22 protein-coding genes are annotated in these 21,742 nt (G+C 69.9%); all 22 read left to right on the top strand.

Features of this window, described 5'->3' with window-relative positions; genetic code table 11:
- The first annotated feature begins 28 nt into the window (after positions 1-28).
- The 22 genes from J2X65_RS03110 (at position 29) to J2X65_RS03005 (ending at position 21,739) form a co-directional block, all read left to right on the top strand.
- Positions 29-664, top strand: a complete 636-nt coding sequence (locus J2X65_RS03110) for a response regulator transcription factor (protein WP_310197844.1) — start codon at positions 29-31, stop codon at positions 662-664.
- Positions 661-1,989, top strand: coding sequence for a histidine kinase (locus J2X65_RS03105; RefSeq protein ID WP_310197841.1), 1,329 nt, complete (start codon positions 661-663; stop codon positions 1,987-1,989). Before J2X65_RS03110 ends, J2X65_RS03105 begins: the two co-directional genes overlap by 4 nt.
- A 90-nt stretch (positions 1,990-2,079) precedes the next feature.
- A complete protein-coding gene (locus J2X65_RS03100; RefSeq protein WP_310197837.1) occupies positions 2,080-3,030 on the top strand; it encodes a MoxR family ATPase in 951 nt (316 codons plus the stop codon).
- Positions 3,027-3,863, top strand: coding sequence for a DUF58 domain-containing protein (locus tag J2X65_RS03095; protein WP_310197834.1), 837 nt, complete (start codon positions 3,027-3,029; stop codon positions 3,861-3,863). Before J2X65_RS03100 ends, J2X65_RS03095 begins: the two co-directional genes overlap by 4 nt.
- Positions 3,850-4,191, top strand: a complete 342-nt coding sequence (locus J2X65_RS03090; protein ID WP_310197831.1) for a hypothetical protein — start codon at positions 3,850-3,852, stop codon at positions 4,189-4,191. Before J2X65_RS03095 ends, J2X65_RS03090 begins: the two co-directional genes overlap by 14 nt.
- The gene (locus J2X65_RS03085; protein ID WP_310197828.1) at positions 4,188-5,129 is read left to right on the top strand and encodes a VWA domain-containing protein; all 942 of its coding nucleotides are present in this window, start codon (positions 4,188-4,190) and stop codon (positions 5,127-5,129) included. The genes J2X65_RS03090 and J2X65_RS03085 overlap by 4 nt, the downstream gene beginning before the upstream one ends.
- Positions 5,126-6,010 carry a VWA domain-containing protein gene (locus J2X65_RS03080; RefSeq protein ID WP_310197825.1) on the top strand — a complete coding sequence of 295 codons (885 nt, stop codon included), beginning with the start codon at positions 5,126-5,128 and terminating at the stop codon, positions 6,008-6,010. The genes J2X65_RS03085 and J2X65_RS03080 overlap by 4 nt, the downstream gene beginning before the upstream one ends.
- Complete coding sequence (locus J2X65_RS03075) at positions 6,007-6,621, top strand: hypothetical protein (protein WP_310197823.1); 615 nt, start codon at positions 6,007-6,009, stop codon at positions 6,619-6,621. Before J2X65_RS03080 ends, J2X65_RS03075 begins: the two co-directional genes overlap by 4 nt.
- On the top strand, positions 6,615-7,775 hold the full coding sequence (locus J2X65_RS03070) for a hypothetical protein (RefSeq protein ID WP_310197821.1): 1,161 nt from the start codon (positions 6,615-6,617) through the stop codon (positions 7,773-7,775). The genes J2X65_RS03075 and J2X65_RS03070 overlap by 7 nt, the downstream gene beginning before the upstream one ends.
- Positions 7,776-8,583: 808 nt before the next feature.
- Positions 8,584-10,914, top strand: a complete 2,331-nt coding sequence (locus tag J2X65_RS03065; RefSeq protein ID WP_310197818.1) for a phage tail sheath subtilisin-like domain-containing protein — start codon at positions 8,584-8,586, stop codon at positions 10,912-10,914.
- 10 nt (positions 10,915-10,924) lie between these two features.
- Positions 10,925-11,449, top strand: a complete 525-nt coding sequence (locus tag J2X65_RS03060; RefSeq protein WP_310197815.1) for a phage tail protein — start codon at positions 10,925-10,927, stop codon at positions 11,447-11,449.
- The gene (locus tag J2X65_RS03055) at positions 11,449-12,186 is read left to right on the top strand and encodes a hypothetical protein (RefSeq protein WP_310197813.1); all 738 of its coding nucleotides are present in this window, start codon (positions 11,449-11,451) and stop codon (positions 12,184-12,186) included. The genes J2X65_RS03060 and J2X65_RS03055 overlap by 1 nt, the downstream gene beginning before the upstream one ends.
- 3 nt (positions 12,187-12,189) lie before the next feature.
- Entirely contained in the window at positions 12,190-12,906 is a 717-nt protein-coding gene (locus J2X65_RS03050) for a hypothetical protein (RefSeq protein ID WP_310197810.1), read from the top strand.
- Positions 12,903-14,246, top strand: coding sequence for a DUF4255 domain-containing protein (locus tag J2X65_RS03045; protein ID WP_310197808.1), 1,344 nt, complete (start codon positions 12,903-12,905; stop codon positions 14,244-14,246). The genes J2X65_RS03050 and J2X65_RS03045 overlap by 4 nt, the downstream gene beginning before the upstream one ends.
- The gene (locus J2X65_RS03040) at positions 14,243-16,192 is read left to right on the top strand and encodes an ATP-binding protein (RefSeq protein ID WP_310197807.1); all 1,950 of its coding nucleotides are present in this window, start codon (positions 14,243-14,245) and stop codon (positions 16,190-16,192) included. Before J2X65_RS03045 ends, J2X65_RS03040 begins: the two co-directional genes overlap by 4 nt.
- Positions 16,189-16,443 (top strand): hypothetical protein, encoded by a 255-nt coding sequence (locus J2X65_RS03035; protein WP_310197804.1) that lies wholly within the window; start codon positions 16,189-16,191, stop codon positions 16,441-16,443. The genes J2X65_RS03040 and J2X65_RS03035 overlap by 4 nt, the downstream gene beginning before the upstream one ends.
- On the top strand, positions 16,440-18,623 hold the full coding sequence (locus J2X65_RS03030) for a DUF4157 domain-containing protein (RefSeq protein ID WP_310197801.1): 2,184 nt from the start codon (positions 16,440-16,442) through the stop codon (positions 18,621-18,623). The genes J2X65_RS03035 and J2X65_RS03030 overlap by 4 nt, the downstream gene beginning before the upstream one ends.
- 112 nt (positions 18,624-18,735) lie before the next feature.
- Positions 18,736-19,392: a hypothetical protein gene (locus J2X65_RS03025; RefSeq protein WP_310197799.1), complete on the top strand. Its 657-nt coding sequence runs from the start codon at positions 18,736-18,738 to the stop codon at positions 19,390-19,392.
- Positions 19,389-19,751, top strand: coding sequence for a Base plate wedge protein 53 (locus J2X65_RS03020; protein WP_310197796.1), 363 nt, complete (start codon positions 19,389-19,391; stop codon positions 19,749-19,751). Before J2X65_RS03025 ends, J2X65_RS03020 begins: the two co-directional genes overlap by 4 nt.
- A complete protein-coding gene (locus tag J2X65_RS03015; RefSeq protein WP_310197794.1) occupies positions 19,751-20,890 on the top strand; it encodes a hypothetical protein in 1,140 nt (379 codons plus the stop codon). Before J2X65_RS03020 ends, J2X65_RS03015 begins: the two co-directional genes overlap by 1 nt.
- Positions 20,887-21,402, top strand: a complete 516-nt coding sequence (locus J2X65_RS03010; protein ID WP_310197791.1) for a phage baseplate assembly protein V — start codon at positions 20,887-20,889, stop codon at positions 21,400-21,402. Before J2X65_RS03015 ends, J2X65_RS03010 begins: the two co-directional genes overlap by 4 nt.
- A 13-nt stretch (positions 21,403-21,415) precedes the next feature.
- Positions 21,416-21,739: a hypothetical protein gene (locus tag J2X65_RS03005; RefSeq protein ID WP_310197788.1), complete on the top strand. Its 324-nt coding sequence runs from the start codon at positions 21,416-21,418 to the stop codon at positions 21,737-21,739.
- The last annotated feature ends 3 nt before the right edge of the window (positions 21,740-21,742 follow it).

Here is a 21,742-nt window from a genome sequence, read left to right as displayed (position 1 = left end):
CGGCGCCGGCAAGCGATATCCTCCGGCCATGGACCTGATCCGCATTCTCCTGGTCGACGATCATCCCATCGTGCGCGAGGGCTATCGCCGGCTGCTCGGGCGCCAGCCCGGCTTTTCGGTGGTGGCCGAGGCCGGGGACGGGGAGACGGCGCTGGCCGCCTTTGCCGAGCACCGCCCGGATATCGTGCTGATGGACCTTTCCATGCCGGGCGGCGGCGGCTTCGCCGCGGTCGACGCCATGCTGGCGCGCGATCCGCAGACCCGCATCATCGTCGTGTCGATGCATCAGGGGGCCTTTTTCGCGCGCAAGGCGATGGAGGCGGGGGCGCGGGGCTTCGTGTCGAAAAGCAGTCCCCCGGACGAACTGATCCGCGCCATAACTACGGTGGTGTCCGGCCGGCGGGTGCTCTCGGCCGACATGGCGCAGGAATTCGCCCGCACCTCGATCGAGAACGACGACTTCGTCGGCCTGACCCCGCGCGAGCGGGACATATTGCTGCTGCTGGTGCGCGGCATGAACGGGCGTTCCATCGCCCACAGCCTCGGCCTGTCGTCCAAGACCGTGCAGAACAACCTGTCGCAGATCCGGGCCAAGCTCGGGGCGTCCGGCGATGCCGATCTGGTGCTCAAGGCGCAGCGCGCCGGCTTCGTGCCGGCGACATGATGCGCGGGCTGTTGCCGCAGCTGGTCCTGCGGGTGCTGGCCGCCGGTCTCCTGACCGTGGTGGTCGCCGCCGGCTGGGTGCTGTGGGACACCGCGAACGCCGCCCGCCAGGATGTGCAGACGACCGCCCGGCGCGTCGCCGACGCCATTGCCGCGCGCCCGGACTTCATCGGCCTCGCCTTTGGCGGCGTGGCGCCGACGCCGGTCTTCCGCGACTGGCAGCAATTTCCGGCCTGGACGCTGATCGCGCCGGGCATCTGCGTCGAATTCGGCGCGCGCGACCAGCCGACGCATCGGCGCTGCGGTCCGTATCTCGCGGCCGAGGGAGCGCCGCCGGCATGGTTCGGGTGGCTGGCCGGGCGAACCGGGCTGGTGCCCGATCCGGTCGCCGTGCCGGTGCGGATGCGCTACATCTCCGACGCCCGCGTCACCGCGATGGCCGATCCCGGCGTCATCGTCACCCGCGCCTGGGCCCGCACCGGCGACCTGATGCGTGTCGCGGTCGGCATGGCGATCGGCGGGGCCATCCTGACCGGACTGCTGGTGGTGCGGCTTCTGGCGCCGTTTCGCGCCATCCTGCGCGGCATCGAGCGCCTGCAGCGCGGCGATTTCGCCGCTCGCCTGCCGAATTTGCGGGTGACGGAGTTCGACCGGCTGAGCACGGCGCTGAACCAGACCGCCGCGACGCTGCAGGAGGCGCAGGCGATGCGCACCGAGCTCACCAGGCGCCTGTTCACCGTGCAGGAAAGCGAGCGTCGAGCCCTCGCCCGCGAACTGCACGACGAGTTCGGCCAGTGTCTCACCGCCACCCGCGCCCTCGCCGCCGCGATCGCGCAATCGGGCGAAACCACCGCCGAGGACGGCACCCGCATCGCCGAGATCACCGGCCAGATGATGGAGAGCCTGCGCGCCGAACTCTCCCGGCTGCGCCCGCCCGATCTCGACGATCTCGGGCTGCGCCCGGCGCTGGAGCGGCTGGTGGCGGACTGGCGCAGCCGGGTGCCGGCGGTCCGCTTCGGGCTGGAACTCACCGGCGAGATCGAGGCGGTGCCGGACGAGCTGGCGCTCAGCCTGTACCGCATCGCCCAGGAATGCCTGACCAATGCGATCCGGCACGGCGCGCCCAAGACCGTCTCGCTCAGGATCGAGGTCGCCGACGCGATCACCCTGACCGCCACCGATGACGGTTCCGCCCGGCATGATGGCCCGATCGGCGACGGCTACGGGCTGCTCGGCATCCGCGAGCGGGTCGATGCGCTGGGCGGCAGCTTCTCGCTCGCCCCGGCCGGGGACGGCATGCGCGCCACGGCGCGGCTGCCGCGCTGACCCGGGAAGTCTTCCCGGGTCGGCCGGGAAAGCCTCTCTGGCGGCCCGCCGGTGCCCCGCGCATCCTCGCGGCAAAGGGAGGCAATGCGCATGAACGACATGAGCCATCCGGTCGCCCGGCTCGGCGCCGAGGTCGCGGCGGGCCTGATCGGGCACGAGGAGATGGTCGAGCGGCTGCTCATCGCCCTGCTCGCCAGCGGCCACGTGCTGATCGAGGGGCCGCCGGGCATCGCCAAGACCCGCGCCGTCAAGCGCCTGGCGGCGTATCTTCCGGGCAGCCATGCGCGGATCCAGTGCACCCCGGACCTGTTGCCCGCCGATCTGACCGGCACGCAGGTGTTCCGCCCTGATACCGGGAGCTTCGACTTCGTCCCCGGCCCGATTTTCCACGCGCTGGTGCTGGTGGACGAGATCAATCGCGCCCCACCCAAGGTGCAGTCGGCACTGCTGGAGGCGATGGCGGAGAGCCAGGTGACCACGGCGGGGGTGAGCCGGGCGCTGCCGGACCCTTTCATGGTCGTCGCCACCCAGAACCCGATCGAGCACGAAGGTACTTTCCCGCTGCCGGAGGCGCAGATGGACCGCTTCCTGCTGCATCTTTCGCTCGGTCTGCCGGGGGCGGAGCACGAGCGCGCCATTCTCGATCTGGTCGTGGCGGAGCGGATCGATCCGCCGGCCTCGCAGGCCGTCGCGCTGTCGGCCGACAATCTGCACATGGCCAAGGCGGAAGTCGCGCGGGTGCATCTCGCCCCCGCGCTCAAGGACTTCATCGTGCGGCTGGTGATGGCCTCGCGGCCCGGCGGCGCGGTGGCCGAATGGGTGGAGCATCCCATTTCTCCGCGCGGCACGTTGGCCTTGGCCGTCACCGCGCAGGCCCGGGCCTGGCTGAAGGGGCGGGATTATGCCCTGCCCGAGGATGTGATCGCTCTCGCCCCCGACGCGCTGTCCCACCGTCTCGTGCCCAACTGGACCGCCATCAGCGAGGGCCGCAGCGGCCGCAGCCTGGTCGCCGATATCGTGCGGGCGGTCGAGCCGTGGTGAGCGCGAGGCTCGACGTGCCGGGCATCCGCCTCGACGCCGCCGAGTTGCTGGCGCTTCGCGACGGCGTCCCGCGGCGGGGCCGGCATCGTCCCGCCTCGCGCCGGCCCGGCGCCCTGCCGGCCAAGCCTGCCGGCGCCGGCATGGACCTGCGGGAGATCCGCGCCTTCGCCGAGGGCGATGACGCCCGCCGCATCGACCCCGCCGCCACCGCCCGCACCGGGATGCCGCATATTCGCAGCTTTCACGAGGATCGCGACGACACGGTGCTGCTGATCGCCGATTTCCGCTGGCCGATGCTGTGGGGAACCGGTGCGGCGCTGCGTTCGGTGCGCGGCGCGCGGGCCTTGGCCCGCCGGGGCTGGCTGGCCACCGCGCGCGGGGCGTCGATCGCGGCGATCAGCGTCAGCGCCGCCGGCGTCGCGGTCATCCCGCTCGGCAGCGGCCTGTCGCAGATGAGCCGGATCAGCCACATGCTGGCCAGCTGCCACGATCAGGCGCTGGAAGCCGGCAGCGAGGGGCCGTCGCTTTCCGAGGCGCTGGTCCGCGCCGCCAGGCTCAGCCCGCCGGGTGCCGAGGTGCTGATCGCCACCGGGATGGAAGGCATCGCACCGGCCGATGAGCCCGATTTGGCACGTCTCGCCCGACGGCGGCAGGTCCGGGTGCTGCTGCCGCAGGATCCGATCGACGCTGATCCGCCGCCACGGGCGCTGCCGATCCATGCCGGGGCGCTCAGCCGGCTGGCGCGGCTGTATCCCTTCGACCCCGCGCCGATGGCGCTGCGGATGCGGGCCCTGAATGTAAGCCTGGAGGTGATCGCGCATGACGCAGGCTGAGCTTGTCGCCGCGCTTCCGGATGGACGCCTGCCACCCGAGCTGATGCAGATTCATGCCGCCGATCTGGTGTTGCTGTTCGGGATCGGGCTGGTGGCGGCCGCGCTGCTGGCATCGCTCCTGATGCCGTTTCTCGACCGTCGGCCTTCGCGGCGTGCCCGCATCCGTTCCACCCGCGGGATGCCGCCGGCCCAGCGGGCGCTGGCGATCGCGCGCATCCTCGGCCGCCTTCCGCAGGAACTGCGCGACACCGCCTATGGCACCGCCGCGCCGCTCGGCGAGGAGGCGATCGAGCGCATCGCGCTGAAGGCGCGACCGGTGCGCCGATGAGCTTCGCCTTTCCATTAGCCCTGCTGTTACTGCCGCTGCCGCTGCTGGCCCGCCGCTTCCTCGCCGCGACCGCGCCGGCGGGCGCGTCGCTGCAGGTCGATGCCGCCACCTTCGCTGCCGCCGGTGCGGCGCAGGGGCGAGGCCGCCTGTTCGACATGGCCCTGCTGATCGGCGCCTGGACGGCGCTGGTGCTGGCGCTCGCCGGCCCGCGGCTCGCCGCCACCACGGATCTCGTCACCTCGTCGGGGCGCGAGATCCTGCTGACGCTCGATCTGTCCGGCAGCATGCTCAACGAGGACTTCCTGCTCGATGGCCGGCCCTTGTCGAGGCTGGAGGCGGTGAAGCGCGTCGCCTCCCGCTTCGTCGCGTCGCGGAAGGGCGACCGGATCGGGCTGGTGATCTTCGGCGACCGGGCCTATGTGGCGCAGCCGCCGACCTTCGACGTGGCAGCGGTGGCGCATGCCATCGATGGCGCACAGATCGGGATTTCGGGCCGTTCCACCGCGATCGCCGACGGCCTCGGCCTTGCCACCCGGCGCCTGATGTCGAGCGACGCCAAGAGCAAGGTCATCGTCCTGCTCTCCGACGGCGCGGATACCTCGGGAAAGGTGCCGGCAAGCGATGCGGCGCGGCTTGCCGCCCGTCACGGCATCCGGGTGCACACCATCGCGCTCGGCCCCGAGGATCTGGAGAACGAGCCGCACTCGCGCGATGCGGTGGATGCCGCCGCCCTGCGCGCCATGGCCGAGGTGGGAGGCGGTGCCAGCTTCCGGGTGCGGACCATGGACGATCTCGCCGCCATGGCCGCGACCCTCGACCAGCTGGAGCCGAACCCGATGAAACGGCCGCCGCTGCGCTATTGGCAGGCGCTGTGGATGTGGCCGGGCGTGGCGGCGCTTGCGCTGACGCTGCTCCTGGCGATGCGGAGGCGGTCATGAGCGCTCTCGTACTGCTGCGCCCCTGGTGGCTCGCGGCGATACCGCCGCTCGCCCTGCTTGCCGTGTGGCTGTGGCGGCGCGGCGGCGATGCCGGCGGGTGGGAGCGGGTGATGCCGCCCGTCATGCTCGTCGCCATGCGGCAGCTCGGGCATCTGCGCCGGAGCGGCGGGCGCAGCGGTTTCGCGCCGCTGGTCGCGGCCGGGCTGCTGAGCCTCGGGCTTTGCGGGCCGGCGGTGCCGCGTGCCGATGCGCCGCGGCTCGCCGGGGACGGTGCGATCCTGATCGCCATCGACATGTCGCCCTCCGTCGCCGAAAGCCCCGCCCTCGCCGACGCGCAGGCCGCCGCCGCCGAGGTGCTGGCCGCGGCGGCCGGCCGGCCGGTGGGCCTCCTGCTCTATGCGGGCGAGGCCTATGAGGTGGCGGCACCGACCGCCGATCCCGTCACCCTGGAGAGCCAGATCGCGGTGCTCGGCCCCGATACCATGCCGGGCGGCGGCAGCCGCCCCGCCGCCGCGGTCGCCCTGGCGCGGCAGATGCTGCAACGCGGCCGCGCTGCCGAACTGGTGCTGATCTCCGATGGCGGCGGCGTCGACGAGGCGACACGTGCCGAGGCCGCGCGTCTCGCGGGCGACGGCATCGGGCTTTCCGTGCTGACCCTGGCCGGCGGCGCGGGTGGGTCCCTCGATCCGGCCACGCTGGCCGGGCTCGGCGATGTCGCGGCGCCGGCCCGCGCGCCGGCCCCCGTGCTGGGCCGGCTGTCGCGCGGTGGCGGGCTGGTGCGGGATCCGACGGTGGCGGCGCTGGAGTTCCACGATCTCGGCCCGTTGGTGGCCGCGCTGGCCGTCGTCCCGCTTCTGGGCCTGTTCCGGAGGCGGGCATGAAACGGCTCGCGCTGCTGGCGGCGGTCGGCCTCGGCTGCATCGCTCTCGCGGGTCCGGCTGCCTTGGGGCGCCTCGCCTTCCGGGCCGGGGTTCCCGGGGCTGCGGTGCTGCTCGACGACCCGGCGGCCAGAGGCCTCGCGCTCTATCGGGACGGCGCCTATGCCGACGCGGACGCCGCCTTTGCCGAGGCCGGGCGCAGCCAGACCTTCAACCGCGCCCTCACGCTGGCGGCAACCGGCCAGCACGCTTTGGCGGTCGCCTATCTCGACGCCGTGCTGTTCGCCAATCCCGCGGATGCCGAAGCCACGCGGCTGCGGGACCTGATCGATTCGCTGGTCGCCAAGACCCGCGGCGAAAACATCATGCCGGGACGGCTGCCCGGCCATGGCGGCCTGCAACCGTCGGGCGCCGCAACCGGTCAGGCGGCGGCCAGCACGCCGGACCCGGCATGGAAGCGGCCCATCGAGGCGCGAGGCTTCGCCGCTTCGGATGCCTGGCTCGACACCCTCACCGACGATCCGGGAGAGTTCCTGCGCCTGCGCCTGCAAAAGGAATACGAACGCCGGGCGGGGGCCGGCCTGCTCAGGCCGGAGGGGAGCGACCGATGGTGATGCGTTTCGTCCTCGCGCTGCTCCTGATGACCGGCGTCGCGCGCGCCGAAAATCTGCGCCTCGTCGTGCCGGATGGGCGACCGGTGGTGGGCGAGATGATCCCGGTCACGGTCAGGGGCGAGTATACGCGGCAGATCACGCTGGAGAAGCTGAGCTTTCCCAATTCGGAAGCCTATGACTGGATGCAGCTGTCGCGCGACCAGTGGCGTGACGAACAGGTCGATGGGCGTACCGTCCGGGTGTTCGAGCGCCGCCTCGCCTTGTTCCCCCGCCATGCCGGGGAACTCGTCATCGGGCCGGTGGCGCATCATCTCACCGTCGTCGGTGCCGACAACCTTCGCGAACCGCTGGTGGTGACCGCGCCAGCCCTTACCCTGCCGATCGCGCCGTTTCCGGATGCCGGAGCGCCGCTTTCCGCCCGCGGCCTCACGATCGAGGATGAATTGTCGGCAAAGCCGGGCGAGCTGCGCGACGGCGAGACACTGGTTCGGCGGGTCACGCTCAGGGCCATGGGGACGCTGCCACATCTTCTGCCGGCGCGCCCGCTGCTGCGCGAGCCCTGGCTGATCAGTTTCGCCGCGCCGGAACAGCGCGAGATGCAGCCGACGCCGGACGGTCCGGTGACGACCGTGAGCTGGGAGTGGCACCTGCGCCCCAAGACCGGCGAGCCCGGCGTGCTGCCGGCCGTCGCCATTCCCTGGTTCGATACAGCTGCCCGGCAGATGCGGACGGCGGAACTGGCGGCGATTCCCTTTGGCTATGCGAGCTTCGGCAATAATCGCAGCGGCACCGAGCGCCTGCCCGCCACCCAGGCCGGCCTGGCGTGGCTCGCCGCCGGGATGGGCCTGATGGCCGGCCTGGCCTTCGCGCTTGTCGGCCTTTCGCCCGCGCGGCGGGTCGACATGCTGCGGACGATCCGAAGGCTGGCGCCCATCGATCCGACCCGCCGCGCTCTGGCGCGCGCCGTCAGAACCGGCACCCTGCTCGATATTCGCCGCGCCGCCGAGGCCTATCTGTGTCGTCGGCGCGCTCTCGGCCTGCCGGTGAGCGGGCGGGAAACCGCCGAGCTCGACGAGCGGCTCTATGGGCAGAACGCGGCGACGTCTTCGGCCACCGCAAGGGTCGAACTCGAAGCGATGCTTCGGCATCGCTAGATCGGCCGCACGATCGCCGGCCTACGCGGCTCGCCGCCAGCGGATCGGCTCGTGCCGGCCGGCACTTTGCCGGCAAATACGCTGAGGCTGAGGCCGGGCGAGAAAGGCTCCTGGTCGGATCGTCTTCAACGTGTTCGTTTCAAGTTCAAATAAATGGGATATGACCTCATCAATATGTGTCAGGATTACTGACTGGAAAAGGCGCTTGCGGCAAGATCACTGGCCGTGCATTATCCCTCGCGGCAGCAATAATTGATATTTGCGTCGGTACCTGGCTGCATCTACATGCTGATTGGTGTTTCCACATCAAAGGACTCGTGCGGGTTCCAAGATGGCGACCATTAGCCGAAGGGGGGCGGGCGATGGTCTTCGCTTTCCCGGGTTACGTCCTGACCAAGACCTGAGCGACAGCCCGGTGGCTTCGTTGCTGTGGTGTTTTTGCTGACGACCTGAGACCAGCCGTCGAGGCGATGGCTGTGCAAGTTCTGGTGCCGTCGGCGACTCGGGCGTGGGTGCGGGCATCCCGTCTTGCTCGCATCTCTCGATGCGTTGCTTCGCTATTGGCGGGGCACGCCCGCGTGTTCTGCCGATCTGCGCGTCCTATTGGTTGGTCGGACCAATAATCACGATCACGTCCAGTGACGAAGAGTGGGGGAACTCGATCTGCGCCATTTCTTTCTCCGAGGTTAAATCGCCGTCGATGCTTGCCGGCCCCTCCGGCCCGGGAAGTACAGGTTTCGTCTGCCTGTCTGATCTTCGCTGCGGGTGACCGGGCTGGGCCGCGGTCCCAGAGCCAGGAGCCGTCGCCATGCCGGTTACCGTCAGCTATCCGGGGGTCTATATCGAGGAGGTGCCGAGCGGTGTCCGCACCATCGTCGGCGTCGCCACCTCCGTGACCGCCTTTGTCGGCTATACCACCCGCGGTCCCGTCAACAAGGCGGTGCAGATCTTCAATTTCGGCGATTTCGAGCGGGCATTCGGCGGGCTCGATGTCGACGCGCCGCTCAGCTATGCCGTGCAGAACTTCTTCCGCAACGGCGGCGGCCAGGCCTGGATCGTCCGCGTCGCCAACGCGGCCGCCGGCGCGGCGATAAGCCTGAGGAACGACGTCGGTGCCGGTGGCATCGTCGTTCTCAGCATAGCCGCCCGATCCGAGGGGCTATGGGGCAACGGCCTCAGGATCGACGTCGATTACGACACCGTCAATCCGGCCAGCCTGTTCAATCTGCAGGTGGTCGAGTTCGTCGACCAGGGCGCGGGGCCGGTGCCGGCGCGGGTGGAGGTTCACCGCAACCTTTCCATGAACGAGTTCTCCCCGGCCTATGCGGTCGCCACCATCAATGCCGCCTCGGAACTCATCAAGGTGACGCGGCCTGCCGCCGCCGCCGCCGTGTCGGGGGTAGCGAACGGCAACGGCACCAGCACCAGCGGCACCCTCGCCCAGGCCGACCTCGACCGCCTCGACGACGCCCATCGCCGCATCGCCATCAGTCTCGATGGCGACGGGCCGTATGAGTTCGACCTGTTCGACGCGGGTGGCGGTCTGGTCGGCGACGATCTCGCCGAATTGCTGGACAACCTTGCCGACCGGATCCAGGAGCGGGTGCGGCTGATCCGGCCGACGGTCGGCGCCTTCGCCAACTTCAACTGCACCAGCGGGGCGACCAACATCGTCGCCGCCTCCGGCACGCCCGACGGCCAGGGGCAGCGCTCCTCGGTGCGGTTCTCACGCGCGGGACAGCGCAGCGCGACGGAAATCCTCAAGCTCGGCACGCTGAATGGCGGGCGGGAGGTGGATGCCGCCGCGGTCATCCGGCCGGCGCAGACCGGGACGGTGGGCACCAGCATCGCCGCGCTCGACCTGTCGACCCTGCCGCAGCCGGCCTCGATGAACGTCACCCTGCTGGCCGGTGGCCTCGCCAATGATGGGCCGCATACGCTGGATCTGTGGGGCGCCGGGGGCCGGCCGGCCACGCCGCAAGCGCTGGTTTCCGCCATTCAGGCCGCGCTGTCGGCCTCGCCCAAGGCCGAATTGAACCAGGCGCGGGTCAGCCTGATCGATGGACGGCTGCGCATCCTGCCCGGCGGCGGCAATCCGGCGGTACGGCTGAACGTCACCAATAATGGCGGCAACACCGCCGGCGCCACGCTCGGGCTCGCCGCCGCGGCGGAGAACGTCGCCCGCTATGGCCTCGGCGTCGGCCCGGCAGGGCAGGGCCAGGTCGATGCCGTCCCCGGCGATGACGGGACCCCGGCCAGCCCGACCCAGCTTGCGGGAAGCCGCAGCGCCAAGACCGGCCTTTACGCGCTTGAAGAGGTCGACCTCTTCAACATCCTCTGCGTGCCCGACCAATCCGACGACGGCCTGCTGGCGGCGGCGCTCGATTACGCGAAGGAGCGACGGGCCTTCTTCATTGCCGACCTTCCCCGCAGCGTCGACACCCTCGACGAGGCGCGGACCTGGCTGAACGGCCACGGCTTCCTGCGCGATCCCAACATCGCGGTGTACTTCCCCCGAATCCAGCAGGCCGATCCGCTCGACGGCAACCGGCTCAAATCATTCGCCAATAGCGGCGCCGTGGCCGGCCTCTATGCGCATACCGACAGTGAGCGCGGGGTGTGGAAGGCGCCGGCGGGAACCGACGCGATGCTGCGCGGCGTGATGGGGCTGGATTACCTGCTGACCGACGCCGAAAACGGCGTGCTCAACCCGCTCGGCCTGAACGGCCTGCGCAACCGGCCGGGTTTCGGACCGGTGGTGTGGGGCGCGCGTACCCTGCGCGGCAGCGATCAGCTGGCGTCCGAATGGAAATATGTGCCGGTGCGTCGTCTGGCGCTGTTTCTCGAGGAAAGCCTCTACCGCGGCACCCAATGGGTGGTGTTCGAGCCGAATGACGAGCCGCTCTGGGCGCAGATCCGGCTCAATCTCGGTGGGTTCATGAACAACCTGTTCCGCCAGGGCGCCTTCCAGGGGCGCTCCCCGCGCGAGGCCTATTTCGTCAAGTGCGATTCCGAGACCACGACGCAGAACCACATCGATCTCGGCATCGTCAATATTGTCGTCGGCTTTGCCCCGCTGAAGCCGGCCGAGTTCGTCATCATCAAACTCCAGCAGATGGCTGGACAGATCCAGGTCTGAGGGGACGGCGATGGCTCAGTTCAGCATCAATGCGCAACGCTTCGACCCCTACAAGAACTTCAAGTTCCGGGTGAAATGGGACGGGCGCTACGTCGCCGGCATCAGCAAGGTGGGGGCGCTGAAGCGCTCCACCGAAGTCGTCGAGCACCGCGAGGGCGGCGACCCGTCCACCGGCCGCAAATCCCCCGGCCGCACCAAATACGACGCGATCTCGCTGGAGCGCGGCGTCACCCACGACGCGGAGTTCGAGAAATGGGCCTCCAAGGTGTGGAACTTCGCTTCCGGCCTCGGGGCGGAGGTATCGCTCAAGGATTTCCGCAAGGACATCATCGTCGAGGTCTATAACGAGGCCGGTCAACTGGCGCTCGCCTACAAGGTTTTCCGCTGCTGGGTATCGGAATATCAGGCCCTTCCGGATCTCGACGCCAATGCCAACGCCGTCGCGATCCAGTCGATCAAGCTCGAGAATGAGGGGTGGGAGCGCGACTACGAGGTGGCCGAGCCGAGCGAGCCCAGCTTCACGGAGCCCGAGTGATGTGGCGCGGCCTCTCCGGCGCCGACGTGCTGCGGATCTGGGAGGCTGGCCACGGCCTGCCTTCCGGGGCACGCGCGCTGCTGGTGCTGGCCGCCGCGGCGCCGGCCGCCGCGCCGGAGGCTCTGGAGCGGCTGCCGCTGGGCGCGCGCGATCGCGCCCTGCTGGCGATCCGGGCGGCCACGCTCGGCGAACGGCTCAACGCCTTTGCCGATTGCCCGGCCTGCGCCGCGGCACTGGAGTTTCCTGTCGATGTCGACGCGCTGCTGGCCGGGGGAGCGCCCGATGAGGCTGTCGAGCCGCGGGCAATACGGGTCGAGGGCTATCATCTGACGGTGCGTCCGCCCGACAGCCGAGACCAGGCGGCGGCGGAACGCTGTCCGGATGCCGCCACCGCCGAGGCCCTGCTGTTCGCCGCCTGCGTCACCGCGACCGGCGAAGACGACCGTCCCATTCCCGTGACGGCATTGCCGGCTGTGGCGCGGGCCGCCGCCTCCGACGTCCTCATTGCGCTCGATCCGCTGACCGATGTCAGCTTCGACGTCGCCTGCCCGGCTTGCGGTTGTGGATGGTCGCTGGCCCTCGATGTGCCCGCCTTTCTCTGGGACGAGATCGGCCATCATGCCAGGCGCCTCATCGGCGAGGTGGCGCTGCTGGCGCGGGCCTATGGCTGGTCCGAGCGCGAGATACTGGCGATGAGCCCGACCCGTCGGCAAAGCTACCTGGCATGGGCGGGCTGACGCATGGGCGACCTGTTCAACCGGCTGGCGCGACGCGCCAAGGGGGCGATGCCGGTGGCGCTGCCGCGCCACGCCTCGCGCTTCGAGGCGATAGCCGCCGAGCCGCCGGCACCTGCGCCGCCCATTTCTGCACGTGCCTCTTCCCAACCGGCAAGCGAGCCGCCGGGAGCGGTCGCAGCGCCGCCGCCCTTGCGCGGCGCCGTTTCCGCTCCGGTGCCACCGGCTGCCGACGTGCCGCCCACTCCCGCCACCCCGCCGCCTGCCGGGCCGGCGGTCTCCGCGGCTGCCGCGCTGGCGCCGCCGACCGCTTTGGCTTCCCCGCCCTTACCGCCGCCGGTGGCCGAGGCGTCGATCCCCGCTGCCGCGTTCGCGGACGCACCGGCCGGGAGGGTGCCGCCGGAGCATCGGGGCGTCGTCGCGCACGTCCTCCATCCCGTCCCGGAACCGCGCGCGCCGGCATCCGTCGTTCCAGAGGGGAGCGCCTCGCCAAGCCGCGTGCCGACATTGGTAACGCAGCCGCCGGGAGCGCTGATTTCGCCCACCGCAGAGACGGCTCCGCATCCGGCCGCGGGTTCCTCCGACGCGGCGCCGGTCGTCCGGGTCAGCATTGGCAGCATCGAGGTGAGGGCGCCGGCCATAGTGCCGCCGCCTCCCCGGCCCGCCAGCCGCCTGATGACGCTGGACGACTATCTGCGAGGCGACGCCGGGGGGCGGCGATGAGCAATGGCCTCGCCATCGCCGCCGTGACCCGCGTGATGCAGGACATGCTGCATTCCGGGCTGGTGGCCTCCGGCATCGCCGGGGCGGTGGGCGGCACCGTCACCGTGACGGCGCTCCCGCCGGACCGCATCCTGGGCGATGGCGCTCCGGCGACCGAAGCCACGCAGCTGAACCTGTTCCTGCATCAGGTGTCGCCCAATGCCGGCTGGACCGGCCGCGACCTGCCGAGCCGGGATGCGCGCTCGGACCGTGTGGTCGATCCGATGCTGGCCCTCGACCTGCACTATCTCCTTACCGTTTATGGCGAAGTGGAGTTCCAGGGCGAGATCCTGCTCGGCCACGCCATGCAGCTGCTGCACGAGAACGCCGTGCTGAGCCGCGACTTCATCCGCGACGTGCTGGCCAATCCGCCCGGTGGCGGCATGGCCGGGGCGGCGCTGCAGGCGCTGACGCTGTCCGACCTTGCCGAGCAGGTGGAGCTGATCAAGATCCGCCCGCGCCATTTGAGCACCGACGACATGTCGAAGCTCTGGACCGCCTTCCAGTCGCATTACCGCACCAGCACCGCCTATGAGGTCTCGGTGGTGCTGATCCAGCGCCCGCGTCCCAAGCGGACGCCGCTGCCGGTATTGTCGCGCGGCCAGCCCGATCCGGACACGGGCCGCGACGCCGGCATCGCGCTGCAGGCCTCGCTGGTGCCGGCCATTCCGACCTTGATCGCGCTGGTGCCGCCGCGGCAGCAGGGAACGGCTCGGCTCGGCGAGATCCTCCGCCTCGATGGCCATCATTTGGCCGGCGAGCAGGTCACGGTGCGGTTCGCCGCCGAGCCGGATGGCGAGGTGCTGACGCTCGCCGCCACCACCGCGACCGACGGCATGATCACCGTCGCGCTGCCGCCGGCGGTCGCTGCGCCGCCGCCACCTCCCACCCCGCCGGAGAACGATCCGGCGAACTGGCGGGTCGGCGTCTACCGCGTCAGCGCCGAAATACGCCAAGCGGGCGGAGAGGTGAGGGCCACCAATGTGCTGCCGCTGGTGCTGGCGCCGCTGATCCGCCAGGTCAACGCGGCCCGGGCGGCGGATATCGTCACGTTCACCGTGGTGTGTGCCCCGCCGGTGCGCCGGAGCGAGGCGGTGTCGCTTATCGTCGGCAGCCGCGAGCTGCCGGTCGAGCCGATCGCGACGCCGCTGGCGACGACGGTGACGTTTCGCGGCGCCGGCTTCACCGCCGGCCAGATCGTGCCGCTGCGCCTGCGCGTCGACGGCATCGACAGCCTCCTCATCGACCGGACCGCCCGCCCGCCGGTGTTCGATCCGACCCAGCAGGTGACGCTGCCATGAGGGCGACGGTGGATGCCGGCTGGACGGACCGCAATCAGCGCCATCTCTCGGCGCAGATCGAACGGGTGCGCCTGTTGCTCCAGCGCCATCTCGACGGAAATGCGCCGTCGGCTGCCGTCGATGAGAACGGGCCGACATCGCCCGTCGATGCGCGGACCATGCTCGGCCGGCTGTGCGCCACCTTCCGGCTGTCGCCGTTCGAGCGCGATCTGCTGCTGCTCTGCGCCGGCGCCGAATTCGATGCCGGCGTGGCCCGGCTGTGCGCCGCCCTGCATGCGGATCCGCGCCGCCGCGCGCCGAGTTTCGGGCTGGCGCTGGCGGTGCTCCCCGGCGCCCATTGGAACGCCATCGCCCCCACCGGGCCGCTGCGTCGATGGGGGCTGATCGAGCCCGGCCGCGGCGAAGCGCTGGTCGAGGCGCCGCTCGGCATCGACGAGCCGATCCTGCATTATCTCGCCGGCATCGATTGTCCGGATCCGCGCCTCGACGGCCTGGTGTCCGAGGCCGCGCCGGGCGGCACCCTGACCGCCTCGCAGGCGGCGACGGCACAGAAGATCGGGAAGCTATGGAACGGCGCGGCCGGCGGGCCGCCCTGGCCGGCCATCCAGCTCTGCGGCGACGATCCGCTCGGCCAATCGCGGGTGGCTGCGGCGGCGTGCGAGGCGGCCGGGATGACGCTGTGGCGATTGCATGCCGGGGACCTCCCGGCCGTCCCGCGAGACCGGAGCGCCCTGGCGCGGCTTTGCGAGCGCGGGCTGGCACTCGGCGGCGGCGCGCTGCTTCTGGATGCGACCGGCGAGCGCGACGGGCGGAGCGAGCGCGGCCTGCTCGCTTTCGCGGAGGAAATGGCCGGACCGCTGATGCTGGCGCTGGACGAGCCGCTGGCGTTGCGACGGGCCAGCCGGCGGCTGGAGGTGAACCGGCCCGGCGCCGCCGAGCAGCGGGTGCTGTGGACGGGAACGCTGGGAGTGCTGGCCGCCGGCCTGAACGGGCAGCTGGAGCCGCTGGTCGATCGCTTCCGGCTGGACAGCGCCGGCATCGAGGCGGCCTGCGCCGCGGCGGGGGGCGAGGAGGCCGATACCGGCCGTTTCGGCGAGCGGCTGTGGGCAGCCTGCCGGGTGCAGGCGCGCCGCGGCCTCGACGCCCTCGCACAACGCATCGAGGCGCGGGCCATGTGGGACAATCTGGTGTTGCCGGCGCCGCAGATCGCGCTGCTCGGCCAGATGGCGATGCATGTCCGTCATGCCACCACCGTCTATGAACGCTGGGGCTTTGCCGGCAAGACCGGCCGCGGGCTCGGCATCGGCGCGCTGTTCGCCGGGGCGAGCGGCACCGGCAAGACCATGGCGGCCGAGGTGCTGGCCAATGATCTCGGGCTCGATCTCTACCGCGTCGATCTCAGCCAGACGGTCAGCAAATATATCGGCGAGACCGAGAAGAACCTGCGCAGGATCTTCGACGCCGCCGAGGAGAGCGGCGCGGTGCTGCTGTTCGACGAGGCCGACGCGCTGTTCGGCAAGCGCTCGGAGGTGAAGGACAGCCATGACCGCTACGCCAATATCGAGGTCAGCTATCTGCTCCAGCGCATGGAGGCGTATCGCGGGCTCGCCATCCTGACCACCAATCTGAAGAACGCCATCGACCAGGCCTTTCTCCGCCGTATCCGTTTCGTCGTGCAGTTCCCGTTCCCGGATGCGGCGCAGCGCCGCGAGATCTGGCGGCGCGCGTTCCCGGACGACACCCCGACCCGTGGTCTCGATCCGGTCCGCCTCGCCCAGCTCACCCTTGCCGGCGGTCACATACGCAATGTGGCGATGAACGCGGCGTTTCTCGCCGCCGGCCGTGCCGAGGCGGTCGGCATGGAGCACATAAGGGAGGCCGCCCTCACCGAATACGCCAAGCTGGAAAAGCCGGTGACGAGTACCGAATTGGGAGGATGGCAATGAGCGGGCCCACCGTGGAACTCAGCATTGCCCGGCTAGTGGTGGAGGGCGTCGCGCCCAGCGACGCCGGAGCGTTGCGACGCGCGGTGGAGCGGGAGCTGGCGTGCCGGCTGGCGGCACAGGCGGCGGGTGCCGATGTGCCGCGACCGGCCGACCATGTCGATGCCGGGACGATGGCGGTGCCGCTGTCGGCCGGCCCGCAGCGTCTGGGCGCAGCCATTGCCGGCCAAGTCATCGGGGGGCTGAAGCGATGAAAGCGCCGGCTTCCGCCGTACAGGTCCCGGCCGCCGTCCGGGCCGAGTTCCGGCAGGTCAGATGGGGGGCGCTGGCCGCGCCTTCGGCTCCCGCTGCCGCCCGGCCTTTCGGCTTCAGCCATGTGCGGATGACGGCCGATGGCCGTCCGTTGCAATGCAAGCTGGCCATCAGCGATTCCGACGCCCATGAGCGGGAGGCCGATCACATGGCCAGCGCCGTCATGCGGATGACCGACCGCGAGGTCTCCGTCGACGGAAGCCAGCCCCTGTCGATCGCGAGGAAATGCGCCGCTTGCGCTGCCGAAAGCGAGGACGAGGAGAAGGAGGTTCAGCGCAAGAATGTGCCGGCCCGCGACTCGCTCGGCGGTACCGCCGCTCCGGCCATCGTTGACGATGTGCTGAGCTCGCCCGGGGCGCCCCTCGACGCTGTCGAGCGAAGCTTCTTCGAGCCGCGCTTCGGCTATGATTTCGGCAAGGTGCGCATCCACACCGACAGCCGGGCGGCCGCCTCCGCCGATGCCGTGAATGCGCTGGCCTATACGGTCGGCCGCGATGTCGTCTTCGCGCGGGGACGCTACCGGCCGGGGGACCCGACCGCCCGCAACCTGGTGGCGCACGAGCTGACGCATGTGGTGCAGCAGGGCCAGGCTGCGGCGCCGGCAATGAGCGCCGCACCGGCCGCGCCGACGATCGCCCGCAAGGCCCGAACCGACCGGCAATACGAACTGCTTGCCGCCCATGTCCATGACGGCATCTATCGCCTCGGCACCGACGAGGAACTGGTCTATCAGGCGCTGCAGGAGCTCGACCGGGATCCCGTCGCCATCGGCGAGTTCATGGACGCGTACCGGAACTACATCGCCAGAGTCGAAAAGAAGTCGCCCGGCGATCTGGCGCCGGATCTGCTGATCGCAGACATTGAAGGGGATTTCAGCGGCAGCGAGCTGGAATTCGCCCTGCAACTGCTCAACCGCGGCACGAAGGACGCGGAGCAACAGGTCGAGGCGGACGCCCCGACGTCGGAGGCCGGCCTGGCCACGGCGGCCAAGCGCCTGTGGGCGGCGGTCGAGACCATCTGGGGCACCGACGAGGAGGCGATCTATGCGGTTCTCCTGCCCTTCGGCCGCGACCAGGCGAAGCTCCAGCCGCTTCGCGCAGCCTACAAACAGGTCGCCCGCGGTGAGGATCTCGAGGCACGCATTCTCGACGAGATGAGCGGATCGGAACTCGATTACGCGATCTACCTGCTGTTCGATCCCAAGCGGGCCTATGACTTCTATCTGCGCCAGGCGTCCGACACGGAGTTCAGCAGCTTCGTGACCGGCGGAGCCAGGACCGTCGGATCGGACTGCGTGATGCCCCAGGGCGACGCCTTCAACAAGACCTACTGGGAAAAGGGAAATCCGAACGGCAACGAGATGTGCGCGCTGATGGCGAAGACCGGCGGGCGTCCTTCGGAGGCGGTCAAGGCGCTGTTCGACTACATGACGGCCGATGGCTTCACCGGGGCGCTCCGCGGAGCGGCGGAGAACACGGTCGCCAGTCCCGGCTGGCGGGTGGACTGCGCCGAATGGGTGCAGATCCACCATCTCTACGCAATGCTGAAACTTCTCGGTCCCTATCGCTTCGACCTGAAGTTCGGAAGCTCCCCTTTCTGGCTGAAGGAACACCGGACGACCGGGCTGTCGTCCCGGATGTTCTTCCTCCGCCCCGGCTTCGACACCGACACGCGGCGCCCGCGCGAGGAAATGGCGCTGGTGAAGCTGGACAAGGGCTCGCCGCAGAAGAAGAAGGGCGGCGATTACGACGTCGACCCGAACGAGAAGCCCCGCGATGTCGAGACGGTGCTGCGGGAGGCGCCGGTCGGCAGCCGGGTCATGTGGTCGAACGTCTATCTCGCCCAGAACACCGGCGGCGTCGGGGGAACCCCCAACTCGTTCACCAACGAGAATACCATCAAGCTGGGCGACGACACCTATGGCGCCCACGGCTTCTTCGCCCGCCAAGTTTTCAAGCGCGCCGAGCTGGAGGCCAAGCTGGCGAATGTCGACAAGCCGTCCGGCATGTCGACGGAGCAGGCGGTCAAGACCTACATCGTGATCCGCGAGATCGAATACTACACCACCATAGCCGAGGAACCCTGGGAAAGGGTGGCGGAAGACCCGGACAGGACGGCCTAGCGCCTATAAGCGGCGTCGGCGACGTCGCTGCGTGCCTATCGGTTTCATCGGCAGCGCCGGCTTCACGGGCCGTCCTCTGCCAGCAGGCGAGCATGCAGGGACCAGCTGACCGATGACTTCCTTTCCAAATTCGCCGAAGCTGATCAAGGGCGGCATCGTGCAGGTCGCGCCCGAGGGCGCGGCGGTGCAGCGTGTCATCGCGCTGCAGTACAATCCCGAGAGCGTCAGCCGCAGCCTGCAGGTGCAGGGCGTCGGCGAGAACGGCCAGCGCGCGGAGGCGCTGCGGCTGAAGGGGCCGGCGGTCGAGACCATCAAGATCGACGCCGAGATCGACGCCACCGACCAGCTGGAATTTCCGCAGGCCAATCCGGCCGCCACGGGGTTCGGCGTGTTTCCCCAGCTCGCGGCGCTGGAGGTCATGGTCTATCCGAGCAGCAGCCAGCTGCAGGCGAACAACGCCCGGGCGGCGAGCGGCACGCTCGAGATCGCGCCGATGGAGGCGCCGCTCACGCTGTTCGTCTGGAGCAAGAACCGCATCGTGCCGGTGCGGATCACCGAGTTCAGCGTCACCGAGGAAGCCTTCGACGCCAATCTCAACCCGATCCGCGCCAAGGTCAGCCTCGGCATGCGGGTGTTGAGCGTCGACGATCTCGGCTTCGCCCATCGGGGCGGCAGCCTGTTCATGAGCTATCTGCAGGCCAAGGAGCAGATGGCGGCCAGGGCGGCGGGCAGCAGCCTCGGCCTTCTCGGCATCGGAGGGCTGCCATGAACGACCCCGTGCAGGCGCTGTTTCAAGCAGGCGTGCTGAAGACCACCGATTTCCCGCCGAACAGCCGCTACCACGACGTGCCGACGCGCCAGCTGGTGCGGCCGGACGGCACGGTGGTGGTCTATCTCGCCCGCCGCTTCGTGCCGCCGCCGGAGCGGTTCGCCCTGCTCCAGGAACACAGCGTGGCGCAGGGAGACCGGCTGGACCGCCTCGCCGCCCGCTATCTCGGCGACCCCGAGCGGTTCTGGAGCCTGTGCGACGCCAATGGCGCGATCCGTCCGGACGAACTGGTGGAGACGGTCGGCCGGCGCCTGCGCATCACCTTGCCCGAGGGCATTCCCGGACCGTTCGGGGACTGATGGCGATGCGGATCCAGGGCATCCATCTCACCTTGCTGATCGGTCCCGGCGTGCCGGTTCCGGTGCCGCGCCAGGTGCTCGACGCCCTGACATCGGTGCAGGTGACCAATGCCGCCGGCGACACGCAGAGCGGCTTCGATCTCACCTTCGCGCTCGACCGCGGTTCGCCGCTCGCCACGCTGTTCCTCGTGTCCGGCGGCGCTTCGATCCCGCTGGTGCGGGTGATCGTGGTGGCGACGATCAACGGGACGGCCAATGTGCTGATCGATGGTGTGATGACGCATCATCAGATGGAGCCGGGAACCGGCGGCGGCCCCGCGACGCTCAAGGTCCAGGGCAAGGATCTGAGCACCGTCATGGGCTATATCGATTTTTCCGGGCTGCCTTACCCGGCGATGCCGCCGGTGGCCCGCGTGGCGCTCATCATCGCCAAATATGCCTGGCTCGGCCTCGTCCCGCTGACCATCCCCAGCGTGGTCGAGGACATCCCGCTGCCGACCGACCGCATCCCGGTGCAGCAGGGCAAGGACCTCGACTACGTCAAATCGCTGGCGCAGCAATGCGGCTACGTCTTCTATATCGAGCCTGGGCCGGTGCCGGGCGCCAGCGTCGCCTATTGGGGCCCGGAGATCCGCATCGGCCCGCCGCAGCCGGCGCTCAGCATCGACATGGACGCCCATACCAATGTCGAACGCCTCAACTTCCGCTTCGACAAGGAGCGCAAGGAACTGCCGGTGGTGTTCATCCAGGAAGCCGTCAGCAAGGCGCCCATTCCGATCCCCATTCCCGACGTCACGCCGCTGAATCCGCCGCTTGGCGCGGTGCCGCCGCTGCCGCCCAAGGTGACGTTGATGAACGACACCACCCATTTGTCGCCGCTGGCGGCGTTGATGCGCGGCATCGCCTATGCCTCCCAACACAGCGACTGTGTGTTCGCCACCGGCAGCCTCGACGTGCTGCGCTACGGCCGGGTGCTGAAGTCGCGCCGGCTGGTCGGGCTGCGCGGCGCCGGGGCGGCGTTCGACGGGCTCTATTACGTCTCGCGCGTGACCCACGAGATCCAGCGTGGGCACTACAAGCAATCCTTCGAGCTCGCCCGCAACGGCGTCATCTCAACTCTGCCGCAGGTGCCCGCATGACCGTCGAAAACCGTTTCCTGGGCAAATATCGCGGCACCTGCATCAACAATGTCGACCCCATGATGATGGGGCGCATCCAGCTGATCGTGCCCGACGTCTCCAATGTGATGCTGTCGAGCTGGGCGATGCCCTGCGTCCCTGTAGCCGGCATGCAGATGGGCATGTTTACCGTGCCGGTCATCGGCTCGGGGGTGTGGGTCGAGTTCGAGAAGGGCGACGCCAACCACCCGATCTGGGTCGGCGGCTATTGGGGAAGCGGCGCCGAGGTGCCGGCGCTGGCGCGCATGGTGCCGCCCGCCGTGCCCGGTATCACCTTGCAGACCACTCTGCAGAACGGCCTCACCATCAACGACGTACCGGGTCCGACCGGCGGCATCATGATCAAGAGCGCCACCGGCGCCACGCTGATCGTCAACGATACCGGTATCTACATCCAGAACGGCAAGGGCGCGAGCCTGGTCATGGTCGGCCCTTCCGTCACCATCAACAACGGCGCGCTCACCGTGATCTGAGGAGGAGACGGCGATGCCTGGCTTTATCCTGCATGTCGGCGCCACCGTCCTCTGCACCCATGGCGGTCAGGCGCAGCCGGCGACGCCGGTGCCGCGGGTGCTGGTCAGCGGCCAGCCGGTGGTCACCATCGCCAGCCCCTTCCTGGTCGCCGGCTGCGCCATGCCGCCGCCGCCGGCAGGCAACGGGCCGTGCGTTACCGGGCAGTTCGTCACCGCGGCACTGCGCGTCACCGCCCTCGGCCAGCCAGTGCTGCTGCAGGACAGCCAGTCCCTCTGCGCGCCGACCGGCACCCCGCTGATGCCGGTGGCGATGCAGACGCGGGTGATGGGGAGCTGAGTC

This window comes from Ancylobacter sp. 3268 (assembly GCF_031456575.1).
Lineage (GTDB): Bacteria > Pseudomonadota > Alphaproteobacteria > Rhizobiales > Xanthobacteraceae > Ancylobacter.
Note: the sequence above shows the minus strand (reverse complement) of the source record. Positions and strands in the feature narration are given on the sequence as shown.

Excerpts from the sequence above, each read along its gene's own strand:
- J2X65_RS03110 (WP_310197844.1), top strand. The coding sequence starts at position 29 with ATGGACCTGATCCGCATTCTCCTGGTCGACGATCATCCCATCGTGCGC.
- J2X65_RS03105 (WP_310197841.1), top strand. The coding sequence starts at position 661 with ATGATGCGCGGGCTGTTGCCGCAGCTGGTCCTGCGGGTGCTGGCCGCC.
- J2X65_RS03100 (WP_310197837.1), top strand. The coding sequence starts at position 2,080 with ATGAACGACATGAGCCATCCGGTCGCCCGGCTCGGCGCCGAGGTCGCG.
- J2X65_RS03090 (WP_310197831.1), top strand. The coding sequence starts at position 3,850 with ATGACGCAGGCTGAGCTTGTCGCCGCGCTTCCGGATGGACGCCTGCCA.
- J2X65_RS03085 (WP_310197828.1), top strand. The coding sequence starts at position 4,188 with ATGAGCTTCGCCTTTCCATTAGCCCTGCTGTTACTGCCGCTGCCGCTG.
- J2X65_RS03080 (WP_310197825.1), top strand. The coding sequence starts at position 5,126 with ATGAGCGCTCTCGTACTGCTGCGCCCCTGGTGGCTCGCGGCGATACCG.
- J2X65_RS03075 (WP_310197823.1), top strand. The coding sequence starts at position 6,007 with ATGAAACGGCTCGCGCTGCTGGCGGCGGTCGGCCTCGGCTGCATCGCT.
- J2X65_RS03070 (WP_310197821.1), top strand. The coding sequence starts at position 6,615 with ATGGTGATGCGTTTCGTCCTCGCGCTGCTCCTGATGACCGGCGTCGCG.
- J2X65_RS03065 (WP_310197818.1), top strand. The coding sequence starts at position 8,584 with ATGCCGGTTACCGTCAGCTATCCGGGGGTCTATATCGAGGAGGTGCCG.
- J2X65_RS03060 (WP_310197815.1), top strand. The coding sequence starts at position 10,925 with ATGGCTCAGTTCAGCATCAATGCGCAACGCTTCGACCCCTACAAGAAC.
- J2X65_RS03055 (WP_310197813.1), top strand. The coding sequence starts at position 11,449 with ATGTGGCGCGGCCTCTCCGGCGCCGACGTGCTGCGGATCTGGGAGGCT.
- J2X65_RS03050 (WP_310197810.1), top strand. The coding sequence starts at position 12,190 with ATGGGCGACCTGTTCAACCGGCTGGCGCGACGCGCCAAGGGGGCGATG.
- J2X65_RS03045 (WP_310197808.1), top strand. The coding sequence starts at position 12,903 with ATGAGCAATGGCCTCGCCATCGCCGCCGTGACCCGCGTGATGCAGGAC.
- J2X65_RS03040 (WP_310197807.1), top strand. The coding sequence starts at position 14,243 with ATGAGGGCGACGGTGGATGCCGGCTGGACGGACCGCAATCAGCGCCAT.
- J2X65_RS03035 (WP_310197804.1), top strand. The coding sequence starts at position 16,189 with ATGAGCGGGCCCACCGTGGAACTCAGCATTGCCCGGCTAGTGGTGGAG.
- J2X65_RS03030 (WP_310197801.1), top strand. The coding sequence starts at position 16,440 with ATGAAAGCGCCGGCTTCCGCCGTACAGGTCCCGGCCGCCGTCCGGGCC.
- J2X65_RS03025 (WP_310197799.1), top strand. The coding sequence starts at position 18,736 with ATGACTTCCTTTCCAAATTCGCCGAAGCTGATCAAGGGCGGCATCGTG.
- J2X65_RS03020 (WP_310197796.1), top strand. The coding sequence starts at position 19,389 with ATGAACGACCCCGTGCAGGCGCTGTTTCAAGCAGGCGTGCTGAAGACC.
- J2X65_RS03015 (WP_310197794.1), top strand. The coding sequence starts at position 19,751 with ATGGCGATGCGGATCCAGGGCATCCATCTCACCTTGCTGATCGGTCCC.
- J2X65_RS03010 (WP_310197791.1), top strand. The coding sequence starts at position 20,887 with ATGACCGTCGAAAACCGTTTCCTGGGCAAATATCGCGGCACCTGCATC.
- J2X65_RS03005 (WP_310197788.1), top strand. The coding sequence starts at position 21,416 with ATGCCTGGCTTTATCCTGCATGTCGGCGCCACCGTCCTCTGCACCCAT.